Raw genomic sequence first — 12,817 nt, 5'->3', positions numbered from 1 at the left:
TCCCACTGTCAGCTGCGGGTTTGACCCGCAGTCTTCATATCGCGCTTAGCTCTGCGCGAATTGGCCGAGTTTTCCGGCAAAGAACGTCAGCGCGTCTCCATCCGCCATGCTGACTTTCAGAACTTTGCCCACCACGATCACATGATCGCCTGCATCGTGATAAGCGTGCTGCTCGCATTCGAACCGGGCAAGACTACCCGGCAACAACGGGGTGCCGTTTTCACAACGGTCATGTTCGATATCACGCAGCGCATGGGCGTCTTTTGAACAGCCAAAGCACAGCTCGGCCTGTTCAGCAGACAGAACATGCACGCTGAAGTGACGCGCCGCGTGAAAATAACGAAACCGGCGCGAATTGCGGTCGCCCGCCCACATCACCAGCGGCGGATCCAGCGACAGGGACGAAAAGCTGTTGGCGGTAATGCAGATTGGCCCATCCTCACTGTCGCAGGTCACGACAGTAACTCCGGTGGCAAAACGGCCAAAAGCATCGCGCAGGGTTCGCGTGTCGTCCTTATGCGGGACGAATGTATGGTTCATATCGCGCGAGATTGCATTCATCATGGCACCTCATGTCCCAGCGCCGCCTCATACAGGCGGTACCAGCTTTCACGATCCAGCTTGACCTTCAACGCATCCGAGGCGCGCTTGATGCGGCCCAGATTGTTGGTGCCCAAAACCGGCAGGATGTTTGCCGGATGCGCAAGCAAGAAGGCAACTGCGACGGCGGCACGGTCCACTCCGAATTCCTCGGCTATCTCATCCGCAACAACACCAACCGGAGGGTTCCCGGCCATCAAAAGGCCTCCACCCAGTGGGGACCACGCCATCAGCGGATGACCATGCTGCTGATGGAACGCCAGATCGCCGTTGGTGAACGGGCTGATCTCGCCCAGAGATATCTCGATCTGATTGGTGACCAACTTGGTTTTCATCGCCGACTGCAGCAAAGACCAGTCCCAAGGGCGGAAGTTGGACACACCAACCGCGCCGACCTTGCCACTGGCAACCACCTCATCCAGCGCTGCACCGGTTTCATGGTGATCCATCATTGGATCCGGGCGGTGGATCAGTAGCAAGTCGATGTGGTCGATCGCCATTTCCGACAGAGATGTATCGACCGATTTCAGAATATGCGCACGCGACGTGTCGTAATATTTGACCTTGGCCTCGGCATAACGCCCCATCGGCGCGACGATGTCACATTTGGTGACGATCTCCATTTTCTGGCGCAGGCTGGGATTGGTGCGCAAGGCATTGCCCAGAACGGCTTCGGCCGCGTATCCGCCATAAATGTCGGCCTGATCGAAGGTAGTGATGCCCTGATCCAGACAGGCCTGAATCTTGGCCTCAACATGCGCAGTCGAGGTGTCACTGTCATCACCCAAGCGCCACATGCCATAGACAAGACGGCTCATTTCCAGCGTGTCAGATAGTTTCACACGTTGCATCAGCGACGAACTCCGTTGCCCAGCGGGGTTGCCGGGGTGGTTGCTGGCACGCGCCCGTAGGCTTCGGGAAGCGAGCAGGTTTTCAGGTTGGGCATCACACGGGCGCCAAAATGCTTGGCCTCGTCCATGTGCGGGTAGCCCGAGAAGATGAAGGCGCGGATGCCCATCTTCTGATACTCTTCGATCTTAGACATAACTTGATCGGTCGAACCGACCAGCGCAGCGCCACAGCCCGAACGTGCACGTCCGACGCCGGTCCACAGTCCAGGTTCGACATAGCCATATTCGTCGGCCAGATCGCGGTTCTTGGACTGATGCGCCACACCCAATGATGTCGCGTCCAACGCCCGCTCGCGGATCGCGCGACCATATTCGTCGTCTAGTTTCGAGACGATGTAGTCGGCGTATTCCTGTGCCTCAGCCTCGGTATCGCGAACAATCATGTGGACGCGCAGACCGTAGTCCAGAGTACGATTGTAATTCTCGGCAACCGCATGAACGGCTTTCATCCGCTCGGCCAACTGATCCTTTGTTTCCGGCCACATCAGGTAGACATCGCAATGTTCACCGCACAGGTCCAAAGCAGACGGCGAGTAGCCGCCGAAATACAGCAGTGGGCCACCGGTCTGGTAAGGCCGAGCCGGGTCGGTGGTCAGGCCTGAAAAGTTATAGACCTCGCCCGCATGGTTGATTTCGTCCTGCGTCCAGGCCTGTTTCAGGATCTCGACCACTTCGCGCGAACGCTGATAGCGGTAGGCACTGTCGGCTTTCTCGCCCGGGAAATCGGACGAGATGATGTTAACCGTCAGCCGCCCCATAAGCATGTGGTCCAGCGTCGCGATGGTGCGGGCCAGCATGATGGGCTGCATTTCACCACAGCGCACGGCGGCCAGCAGGTTGATCTTTTCAGTGATCGGGGCGCAGCCTGCAACAAAGCTCAACGTATCCTGACCGACCTGATACGATGACGGACACAGGATGTTGCGAAACCCTTGCGCCTCGGCCTCTTTCACGATGCCTGAACAATGCTCCCAGCTGGATCGCAGTTCACCATCGGGCACACCCAGAAACTGGTAGTCATCCGAGCAAAGCGCTGCAAACCACGAAACCTCGGCCGCATCCAGGTCGGGGGATGTGATGGGGACGATGGTCATTTGATTCACGCTCCGTACATCTTTGACTTTCCTCTTGCGTAGCAAGCGCATTGATGTAGATCAATAGTGTATCAATTTTTCCTGCGACCGAGTGAAGCGCCCTCAATGTCCGCCAACAGCCGCAATCCAAATGCCCTGCCGATCTATGTCCAGATCTCAGAGCTTCTGATCCGCGATATAGCTGCGGGCCGTCTGATTGATGGTGAGCGTCTTCCACCTGAACGGGACATGGCTTCGAACCTAAATGTCTCGGTCGGGACCTTGCGAAAATCGCTCGCCGAGCTTGAGAAAAAAGGCATGTTGGAGCGTATTCAGGGCTCGGGCAACTACATCCGCGAGACCGGAACGCAGAACAGCGTCTATGCTATGTTCCGGCTGGAACTGCCCGAAGGCGGCGGGTTGCCGCGTGCAGACATCCTGTCGGTTGATCATCTCAAGAAGCCTGCGAAACTGCCGAAGTTCGGCCTGTCTGATAGCGGTTCGCGTGTACGCCGGATGCGTTATCTGAATGACACAATCATCGCGGTCGAAGAAATCTGGCTGGACGAATCAGCCGGGACCATCGACCAGAACCTGCTGTCCGACTCGCTTTATCGCTATTACCAGCAACAACTTGGCTTCTGGATCACACGGGCAGAGGATCGCGTTTCTGTCAGTGCCCTGCCCGACTGGACACCTGAAGGCTTCACCAAACCTGCGGGCCAAGCCGCAGGGTATATCGAACGGTTCAGTTGGTCTGAGAAAGCTGAACCTATCGAGTTTTCAAAAACATGGTTTGATCCAGATCGAGCCACATATGTTCAACGCCTGAAATAAAAGGAACTGCGCATGACCCGGACCACCAATTACGGGCTGATCGGATGCGGCATGATGGGGCAGGAACACCTGCACAACATTGCTCTGCTTGAGGGCACACGAGTCGCCGCAATCTTCGAACCCGACCCGGAGATGGCGCATAAGGCGCAGGCGATTGCACCCGACGCGCAGATGGTGTCTTCCCTTCAGGACCTTCTGACGGTCAATGATCTGGACTGTCTGGTCATCGCCAGCCCCAACCACCTGCATGTTGATCAACTGGCCGAGATTGCGGAAACCCGCCCACTGCCACTGTTGATCGAGAAACCGTTGTTCACTGATCCCGCCGATCTTGCACGGCTTGAAGAGTTAGAGCGCAATTTTCCGCACCCGATCTGGGTCGCGATGGAATATCGCTATATGCCCCCGATCACGGCGCTGATCGATGAAGCAGCGACCGCAGGTGGTGAGATCAAGATGCTCACGATCCGCGAACACCGCTTTCCGTTTCTCGAAAAGGTCGGCAATTGGAACCGGTTCAACCGTAACACTGGCGGTACATTCGTCGAAAAATGTTGCCACTTCTTCGACCTCATGCGCCTGATCCTGCAATCAGACCCGGTTCGCGTTTCCGCAAGCGGTGGCCAAGCCGTCAATCATTTGGACGAAGTTTATGACGGCGATACTCCAGATATTCTGGACCACGGCTATGTCATTGTCGATTTTGCTTCGGGCGCGCGCGCGATGCTCGAGCTTTGCATGTTTGCCGAGGGTTCGCGGTATCAAGAAGAAATCTCGGCCATTGGGCGCGATACCAAAATCGAAGCGCTTGTGCCCGGCCCGGGCCGCTTCTGGCCTGAACATCTGGGCGACGCGCCTGTACCACAGCTGATCATCAGCCCTCGCGCACCGAAAGGTCCAATCCAGCGCGACATCCCCGTTGATCCCGAGTTGCTGGCGGCTGGCGACCACAATGGCTCGACTTATTATCAGCACAAAGGCTTTCTGGAGCTGGTCAGGGGCGAGCGCGCCAAACCCGAGGTCTCACTGCGTGATGGGATTTGGGCCGTGCGTATCGGCCTTGCCGCACAACAGGCGTCAGAGCAGGGCCAAACGATCAGCCTAGCTGGGTGATTAACAGGGTCAGAAAATCACATTCAGCATCAACAGTGAGACGATCAAGAAGATGATCGTCATGATCCCGCCCGAACGGACGAAGTCGGTCACTTTGTACCCAGCTGGCCCCATGATCAGCGCATTCACCTGATGGGTCGGGATAATGAAACTGTTCGAGGTCGAAATCGCGACGGTTAATGCAAAGACCGCCGGGTTGGCACCCGCCGCAACCGCAATTGAAACCGCAAGGGGCACCAACAGAACCGTCGCGCCCACGTTTGACATGACCAGAGAAAATGCCGTCGCCAGAATGGCGACGCCCGCCTGTAGCGCCCAATTCGGCCATCCATCCAAGATGATCATGATCTGTTGCGCAATCCATGCCGCAGTCCCGGTATTCTGCACCGCCTGACCCAACGGGATCAGACACGCCAGCAGAAAGACCGTGTTCCATCCAACTGCTCGATACGCCTCGTCAACACTGAGCACCCGGGTCAACATCATTCCTGCGGCTCCGGTCAGCAAACAGAGCGACAACCGCACATCCGTGAACAGGATCAGTGACAATGAGATCAAGAAGAACAAGAGCGCCCAGCCTACCTTTTGCGGGCGCAATTCATCCTGCGGGAAGTCCGAGGTGACCACAACAAAATCCGGATCACGCTTTATCCGCATTAGGTTGTCCCAACGGGTATGAGCAACCAACATGTCGCCAGCCTTGAACTTCTCAAGCCCGATCTGGGTGGATTCATGCGTCTCAGTCTCGACATGACTCAGCGTCTCTTCACCCCGGTGGATGGCGAGCAAAGACATTCCGTAGGTTTTACGGAACAGCAATTCGCGAGGGCATTTGCCGATCAGCTTGCTGTCAGGCGTCACGACCACCTCTGCGACCCCAGCATTCGTGGGTGCGAACTCTTCGACAAACACATCCAGATCAGGCAGCACCGTCAGCCCGTACTTTTCGGCAAACTCTTCGACAACCCAGCGCCGACCCACAATCGCTAAACGACAAGGCGCAGCAATCTCGGCTGTTAGCACCTGAACCATCGAGGTCTTGCCACGGTAAAAGGTCGAGATGATATAGAGATGATTTTCAAAGTTGATGTCGGCCAGTATCTGCCCGACCAGCGGGCTGTCGGCCGGAACCACAACCTCGAACACATCGGCCTTCAGCCCGTAGACCCGCTGAAGATATTCCTGAGTCCCGCGCCCGGTACCCGTACTCTCCGACCCTGAATCGCCCGGCAGCACCCAACGTCCCAGCAGCAGGAAATATGCGATCCCCGTCAGGATCAGCACCGCACCGATGGGGGTAACGGAAAACAAACCAAAGGGTTCCATCTTCTGGGCTTCGGGCAGCCCTTCGTTTGCAGTTTGGATCAGGTCATTCAACAGAATAAGCGGCGAGGACCCGACCATTGTCATTGTCCCCCCCAGAATGGCACAAAACCCCATGGGCATAAGCAAACGTGACAACGGAATACCCGATCGCGATGAGATACGGCTAACCACCGGTAGGAACAACGCCGCCGCCCCGACATTTTGCATGAATGATGAGATAACACCGACTGTGCCCGAAACGATCGGCAGCACTCGGTTTTCAGACTTACCACCATATTTCAAAATGACGGACGCGACCTTGTTCATCAGCCCCGTTTTATCCAAACCCGCCCCTACGATCATGACCGCAATGATCGAAATCACGGCATTGGACGCAAACCCGTCAAACAGATGAGGAACATTTGCCAGATTTTCGAGACCCGGTGCATAACTCAGCAGACCCACAATGACCAACACCAGGATGGCCGAAAGATCGATCCTTACAATCTCGGACACAAACAAGAATACCGTGAAGGCCAAAAGCGCCGAGACCACACCCATTTCGTATGTAAACGCCAATTGCTCCACTGGGATCACCTGGTTCCAAAAGCAAATCTAATAGGCATTTCTAGGCAATCAGCGCGGGCCTGTCATGGACTTTGTCTGTTTGGTCGAAATCCACCGTGACAAAACTACCGGCGTCGTAAGAAGCCGTCCGGTGCCACCGAAATTTGCAGCTTGTGATCGATACTCTTGTCGATCTCGAAATCAGGATTGACTTTCAACCAATCATGAACTGCAGTCTTTGGGTTGTCTCCAGGTCCCCATGGACGATCAGTGAACTTAGTGGGAGGCATATCCTCAACGATTGTATCGAACACAATGCAATAGCTACCCGAAGGAACAAGCGGGGCATACGCATATAACTCAGCAAGCACATGATCGGGTGTATGATTGCTGTCGAGACAAACAAGTACCTTATGGTAATCTTCAGCAGCAGTTCGATCCTGGTCCAAAATATCTTCGTCGATAGATGAGCCTTGAATCATCTCGATTCTGGAGGCCATCGGATGCTCTTCTATGGCTGCACGATTGTGGGCGAGAGTACCAATGTCAACGCCAAGAACCCTGCATTTGGGACGAGCGAGATCAAGCGTCGTGCTCGCATAAGCGGCGTGAACATGTCATGGACTTGGACCACACCCCGCCGCGTGTGGTCAGGAAGACAGGCTGGAACCACTGCCTGAACTGTACGAAACCGTTATGGAGCTTGGTTGCAATAGGGATTCGCATCCGCGATAACTGCAAGACGCCGACCCGATTGCAAAGTCATTCACGATAGCCGTTGCCGCAGGAGATGGCAGAGTAACGGCAAGCTGTTTCGCCAGCCGCGCAAGGCATTGGAGACCGTCCCTCGTAAATCCAACAGAGCAAACCTCGGCAGTGTCTCCTTGCTGCCTGCATCGGTGAAGCGCCCCGGGGGCATGAGTTCCGGGGCGCTTTTGCTGAGCGAGTCACCACAGCAAGCCGCATTGCTTGTATTGTACTGGTTTGGGCAAACACACCACCCCGCAGGGCGGGCACCACCTACTCTAAGCTTTTGTATTTGCTTGGCTTAAGTGGTGAGCCGTGCAGGATTCGAACCTGCGACCCACTGATTAAAAGTCAGTTGCTCTACCAACTGAGCTAACGGCCCACTCTTTTTAGGATCTCTTCGATCCGCAGCACTCTGTAAGGTAAATACCCGACCGGGTTCAAGACCTTATTTCGTACTTCAGTTCGCCGTCATTCGTATGAGTTCGGCGCCCCGATAGGCGGCCTAATTAGGCAGGTGGAACTGGGGGGTCAACCCCTTTTTTCAGGAATCTACGCGACAGGGTGGATTCATGTCCGGACCGGCGTTATACGCCCGCCATGCAACAGATACTCGACACCGGTTTGGCCTTTATGAAGATGCACGGGTTGGGCAACGACTTTGTCGTTGTCGATGCGCGCGCGCATGCCGTGCCGGTCACCCCAGCCCTTGCCAGGGGAATCGGGCACCGGCAGTTCGGCGTGGGGTTCGATCAGTTGGCAGTGATCGAACGCGGCGAAGCGGATGCGCATCTGGTGTTCTACAATGTGGACGGGTCGACTTCGGCTGCGTGTGGCAACGCCACGCGCTGTATCGCTCGGTTTCTGATGGACGAGACGGGCAAATCCGAACTCACGCTCACAACTGAACGCGGCACACTGCAGGCCTGCGACGCTGGCGATGGACTAACGTCGGTGAATATGGGGCACCCCCAACTCCTTTGGAACGAGATTCCCCTGGCGGAAGAGATGGACACGCTGGAACTGCCGATAGAAGGTGGTCCAACAGCGACCGGCATGGGCAACCCGCACTGCACTTTCTTTGTCGACAACGCCGAGGCCATTCCGATGGAAGAGTTCGGCGCGCGTTACGAATACCATCCACTCTATCCCGAACGCACCAATGTTCAGGTCGCACAGATAGTCGCACCCGACCACATCCGCATGCGGGTGTGGGAGCGAGGAGTGGGGATCACTCTGGCCTCGGGGTCATCATCTTGCGCCACCGCTGTTGCTGCCTCACGTCGAGGCCTCACTGGACGTAAGGTGCAAGTGGATCTGGACGGCGGCACGATCTGGGTCGACTGGCGCGAAGATGGGGTCTGGATGACGGGGCCCACAGCCCATGTGTTTTCGGGCACGCTGACGCCTGAATACCTGAGGTCACTGGAATGAACCCGCCTAAGTTCAGCACTCTGGGCTGCCGCCTGAACGCCTATGAGACCGAAGCGATGAAAGAACTGTCGCAGCAGGCGGGGCTAACGGATGCTGTGATCGTCAACACCTGCGCGGTGACCGCCGAGGCCGTCCGCAAGGCGCGGCAGGAGATTCGCAAGCTGCGCCGCGAAAACCCCTCGGCACGTCTGATCGTCACCGGGTGCGCGGCGCAAACCGAGCCGCAGACCTTTGCTGCTATGGACGAAGTAGACGCGGTCATCGGCAACACCGAAAAGATGCAACCGGATACCTGGAAAGGCATGGCCGCCGATTTCATCGGTCAGACCGAGGCGATTCAGGTTGACGACATCATGTCTGTCACGGAAACCGCCGGGCATCTGATTGATGGCTTCGGAACCCGCTCACGCGCCTATGTACAGGTTCAGAATGGCTGCGATCATCGCTGCACCTTCTGTATTATCCCTTACGGCCGGGGCAATTCTCGCAGCGTCCCTGCGGGCGTTGTGGTGGATCAGATCAAACGATTGGTCGATAGGGGCTACAACGAAGTTGTTCTGACCGGGGTCGATCTGACCTCATGGGGCACGGATCTGCCCGCTCAGCCGAAACTGGGCGATCTCGTGATGCGCATCCTCAAACTGGTGCCAGACCTGTCGCGCCTGCGCATCAGCTCAATCGACTCGATCGAAGTCGACGAGAACCTGATGCATGCTATCGCGACCGAGCCGCGCCTGATGCCCCATTTACATCTGTCCTTGCAGCATGGCGACGATCTGATCCTGAAGCGCATGAAACGCCGCCACCTGCGCGAAGATGCGATTCGTTTCACTGAAGACGCCATCAAACTACGACCCGACATGACTTTTGGCGCGGACATCATCGCTGGCTTCCCGACCGAGTCCGAGACTCATTTTGAGAATTCCCTCAAGCTCGTCACCGAGTGCAACCTGACCTGGCTGCATGTATTCCCCTATTCCAAACGCAAAGGCACTCCGGCAGCCCGCATACCGCAACAGATCAACGGCAATGTCATCAAAGAACGCGCCGCGCGCCTGCGTGCAGCCGGCGATGCACAGGTCATCAAGCATCTGACGGCACAGATCGGCAAAACCCACAATATCCTGATGGAAAATCCCACAATGGGCCGCACCGAACAATTTACCGAAGTAACCTTCGGCAACGCCCAACCCGAAGGCGAGATCGTAATCGCGACGATACGGGGGCACAGCAAAGCTCAATTACAAGTGTGATCCGTTCTTCATCTGGCCAAAAATACCTCGGGGATGAATTGGCCGCAGGCCAAGAAGGGGCTGGCCCCTTCCACACCATCGCAACAAAAAAACCCCCGTCACCGTGATGGCGCGGGGGTTTAGTTTTTAGTTATACGTCGACCTTAGTCCAGACGTTTGCCCTTTATCGGTGCCCACAGGCGCTTGTTCACAAGGTACAGCAGAACAGACAGAACTGTCAGGAACAGAACACCGACGAAACCGGCATTTTTGCGCTCCATCATTTTCGGCTCGGCGCTCCACATCAAGAAGGCTGCTATGTCTTCGGACATTGCCTCAACGGTTGCAGGATGTCCGTCGGCAAATTCAACCTGATCTTCTGCCAGCGGCGGAGCCATGGAAATCCAACCACCGGGGAAGGCCTTGTTCTCATAGAGAACAGTACCGGCTTCTTCCTTTTCTTCACCGGTATAACCATCCAGAAGCGAGGCAATATATTCCGCGCCCCCCATGCCTTTGACCAGCTGGTTGATGCCCAGACCGTAAGGACCATGGAAACCGGCACGGGCCTTCGCCATCAGGCTCAGGTCAGGCGCGCCGACACCGTTGTTGGCCGGGAAGTGGTCGGTCGGGATTGCCGGGCGGAAATCGTCCAGCTCGGGATCGAACACCTCGAAGTTGTCGGCCGCGTAGGTGATGACTTGCTCTTCCGAATACCCCAAATCTTCAAGGGTCCGAAGAGGTACATATTGCAGACCATGGCAGGCTGCGCAGACCTCGGTATAGATCTGTAGGCCGCGCTGAAGCTGGTTCTGATCCCAGGTTCCAAACGGTCCCTCGAACGAGAAGTCGAAATCTTCGATGTGCTGCTCACCGCCACCTGCCGCAAAAGTCGAGGCGGGCGCAAGGGCCAAAGCGAACGCGGCACCGATTGCAAGTTTCTTGAACATGTTTCCGGTCCCTCTTCTTACTCGGCCGGCGTGGCGTCGGCGTTTGCCTTGCCATAATGCGCGTTGAAGTCTTCTTCGATGGTTTCCGGCTGCGCCTCGGGTTTTTCGATGACACCCAGGATCGGCAGGATCACGAAGAAATAGGCGAACCAGTAAGCCGAAGCGATCAGCGAGAAGGTCGCATAGGGCTCTTCCGCGGGCATCGCACCCAGCCACATCAAAGCAAAGAAGTCGATGATCAAAAGGTAGAACCACCATTTGAACATCGGACGATACTTGCCCGAACGCACGGTCGAGGTGTCCAGCCAAGGGGCTAGGGCCATGGCCAGGATCGCACCAAACATCGCAATCACACCAAAGAACTTGGCGTCGATGATGCCGCCGGTGATGAAGCTGGCGAACTGAACGACCCAGACTTCGCCAGTGAACGCACGCAGGATCGCGTAGAATGGCAGGAAGTACCATTCAGGGACGATGTGCGCAGGTGTAACCAGCGGGTTGGCTTCGATGTAGTTATCCGGGTGACCCAAGTAGTTCGGCATGTAGCCCACGATGGCCCAGAACACGACCAGAATGACCGCCAGCGCGAACAGGTCCTTGATCACGAAATAGGGCCAGAACGGCAGCGTGTCTTTCTCTGCCTCGGCTTTCGAGCCACGGCGAACCTCAACACCTGTCGGGTTGTTGTTGCCTGTGGTGTGGAAGGCCCAGATATGCACGATCACAAGCGCCGCGATAACAAACGGCAGAAGGTAGTGCAGCGAGAAAAAGCGGTTCAGAGTGGCGTTGTCCACCGCAGGTCCGCCCAGCAACCAGGTCTGGATCGCATCACCAACAAACGGGATCGCACCAAACAGGCCGGTGATCACGGTCGCACCCCAGAAGGACATCTGACCCCAGGGCAGAACGTAGCCCATGAACGCAGTGCCCATCATCATCAGGTAAATGAGCATCCCGATGATCCACGTAATCTCACGCGGGGCTTTGTACGAGCCGTAGAACAGGCCGCGGAAGATGTGGATGTAGACTGCTACAAAGAACAGCGATGCGCCGTTCATGTGCAGATAGCGCAGCATATAGCCGCCGTTCACGTTGCGCATGATGTGTTCGATGCTGGCAAAGGCCAGATCAACATGCGGGGTGTAGTGCATCACCAGAACGATACCGGTGACGATCTGCAACGCCAGGCAGAACGCCAGGACGATGCCCCAGATCCACCACCAGTTCAGGTTCTTGGGGGTTGGGATCATCAGGGTGTCATAAAGCAGGCCGACGATGGGCAGACGGCTGTTCAGCCACTTCTCGCCATTTGTCTTCGGCTCGTAATGATCGTGGGGAATTCCGGACATAAGTTAGGTCTCCCTTAGCCGAGCTTGATGGTGGTGGCGTCTACCCATTCAACGGGCGGAATGGGCAGGTTTTCAGGCGCGGGGCCTTTGCGGATACGACCGGCAAGATCGTAGTGCGAGCCGTGGCAGGGGCAGAACCAACCGCCAAAATCGCCAGCATCGCCAAGCGGCACACAACCCAGGTGTGTACAAACACCCATCTGAACGATCCACGCCCCTTCTCCTTCGCCTTCGGGCGAAGGCATGACGCGATTGGCATCGGTCGCTGGTGCGTCGGCGTTCAAATTGAAGTTGCGAGCCAGCGGGTCAGGCAGCGCGTCGACACCTTCAGCGTCCTGCTCCTGAGCTTCCTGAATCTCGGCACCTGTGCGGTGACGGATGAAAACAGGCTTACCCAACCACTTTGCAGTCAGCTGCGTACCCGGCTCTACCCCGCTTACATCCACACGGATCGAGGACAGCGCCTGGACGTCTGCCGATGGGTTCATTTGATTTACCAGGGGCCAAACGGCAGCCCCGGTGGCAACGACACCTGCGCCGCCAGCGACGTAGTAGAGGAAATCTCTGCGGGTGCCTTCGTGGTCTTCAGCTTGGGACACGAGGTTATCTCCGATTATCTGGCGCCCGCGAACGGGCATAAAGCTCGCGCACCGCACAAGTGCGGCGTCTTAAACGGGGTATCTATCGGGGAGAATAGAG

The 12,817-nt window shown here is 56.6% G+C and carries 11 protein-coding genes, 1 tRNA gene and 1 pseudogene; 4 read left to right on the top strand and 9 right to left on the bottom strand.

Annotated features, from left to right (window positions below; translation table 11 throughout):
• Positions 1–45: 45 nt before the first annotated feature.
• Genes ACR0DK_RS18790 through ACR0DK_RS18780 form a run of 3 tightly spaced genes read right to left on the bottom strand, consistent with a single transcriptional unit; the run spans position 46 to position 2,605 of the window.
• Positions 46–561, bottom strand: coding sequence for a flavin reductase family protein (locus ACR0DK_RS18790; protein WP_170408253.1), 516 nt, complete (start codon positions 559–561; stop codon positions 46–48).
• Positions 561–1,451, bottom strand: coding sequence for an aldo/keto reductase (locus ACR0DK_RS18785; RefSeq protein WP_170408178.1), 891 nt, complete (start codon positions 1,449–1,451; stop codon positions 561–563). Before ACR0DK_RS18785 ends, ACR0DK_RS18790 begins: the two co-directional genes overlap by 1 nt.
• On the bottom strand, positions 1,451–2,605 hold the full coding sequence (locus ACR0DK_RS18780) for an LLM class flavin-dependent oxidoreductase (protein ID WP_480737579.1): 1,155 nt from the start codon (positions 2,603–2,605) through the stop codon (positions 1,451–1,453). The genes ACR0DK_RS18785 and ACR0DK_RS18780 overlap by 1 nt, the downstream gene beginning before the upstream one ends.
• 105 nt (positions 2,606–2,710) lie before the next feature.
• On the opposite strand from ACR0DK_RS18780, the gene ACR0DK_RS18775 reads away from it, so the two are divergent.
• Both ACR0DK_RS18775 and ACR0DK_RS18770 read left to right on the top strand, forming a co-directional pair.
• Complete coding sequence (locus tag ACR0DK_RS18775; protein WP_170398311.1) at positions 2,711–3,421, top strand: GntR family transcriptional regulator; 711 nt, start codon at positions 2,711–2,713, stop codon at positions 3,419–3,421.
• Positions 3,422–3,433: 12 nt separating this feature from the next.
• Positions 3,434–4,534 (top strand): Gfo/Idh/MocA family protein, encoded by a 1,101-nt coding sequence (locus tag ACR0DK_RS18770; protein WP_480588216.1) that lies wholly within the window; start codon positions 3,434–3,436, stop codon positions 4,532–4,534.
• 9 nt (positions 4,535–4,543) lie between these two features.
• On the opposite strand, the gene ACR0DK_RS18765 is transcribed toward ACR0DK_RS18770, so the two are convergent.
• The 3 genes and pseudogenes from ACR0DK_RS18765 to ACR0DK_RS18755 all read right to left on the bottom strand — a co-directional run bounded on the left by ACR0DK_RS18765 (position 4,544) and on the right by ACR0DK_RS18755 (position 7,535).
• Complete coding sequence (locus tag ACR0DK_RS18765; RefSeq protein ID WP_170398548.1) at positions 4,544–6,400, bottom strand: SLC13 family permease; 1,857 nt, start codon at positions 6,398–6,400, stop codon at positions 4,544–4,546.
• 131 nt (positions 6,401–6,531) lie between these two features.
• A pseudogene (locus tag ACR0DK_RS18760) lies at positions 6,532–6,999 on the bottom strand (CmcI family methyltransferase); the annotation flags it as partial.
• Positions 7,000–7,459: 460 nt separating this feature from the next.
• Positions 7,460–7,535, bottom strand: a tRNA-Lys gene (locus ACR0DK_RS18755).
• Between the two features lie 218 nt (positions 7,536–7,753).
• Between ACR0DK_RS18755 and dapF the strand changes: the two genes are divergently transcribed.
• Together dapF and mtaB are read left to right on the top strand one after the other, a co-directional pair.
• Positions 7,754–8,587, top strand: a complete 834-nt coding sequence (dapF, locus tag ACR0DK_RS18750) for a diaminopimelate epimerase (protein ID WP_223117377.1) — start codon at positions 7,754–7,756, stop codon at positions 8,585–8,587.
• On the top strand, positions 8,584–9,840 hold the full coding sequence (gene mtaB, locus ACR0DK_RS18745) for a tRNA (N(6)-L-threonylcarbamoyladenosine(37)-C(2))-methylthiotransferase MtaB (RefSeq protein WP_223117376.1): 1,257 nt from the start codon (positions 8,584–8,586) through the stop codon (positions 9,838–9,840). Before dapF ends, mtaB begins: the two co-directional genes overlap by 4 nt.
• A gap of 143 nt (positions 9,841–9,983) precedes the next feature.
• Here mtaB and ACR0DK_RS18740 read toward each other — a convergent pair whose 3' ends face one another.
• Genes ACR0DK_RS18740 through petA form a run of 3 tightly spaced genes read right to left on the bottom strand, consistent with a single transcriptional unit; the run spans position 9,984 to position 12,717 of the window.
• Complete coding sequence (locus tag ACR0DK_RS18740) at positions 9,984–10,769, bottom strand: cytochrome c1 (protein ID WP_170398299.1); 786 nt, start codon at positions 10,767–10,769, stop codon at positions 9,984–9,986.
• A gap of 17 nt (positions 10,770–10,786) precedes the next feature.
• Positions 10,787–12,118, bottom strand: coding sequence for a cytochrome b (gene petB / locus ACR0DK_RS18735; protein ID WP_170398296.1), 1,332 nt, complete (start codon positions 12,116–12,118; stop codon positions 10,787–10,789).
• A 14-nt stretch (positions 12,119–12,132) separates the two neighbouring features.
• A complete protein-coding gene (gene petA / locus ACR0DK_RS18730) occupies positions 12,133–12,717 on the bottom strand; it encodes a ubiquinol-cytochrome c reductase iron-sulfur subunit (RefSeq protein WP_170398293.1) in 585 nt (194 codons plus the stop codon).
• Between the last annotated feature and the right edge of the window lie 100 nt (positions 12,718–12,817).

The sequence above is a fragment of the Ruegeria sp. CE6 genome (assembly GCF_056537485.1).
This window is presented reverse-complemented; position numbering and strand designations above follow the sequence as displayed.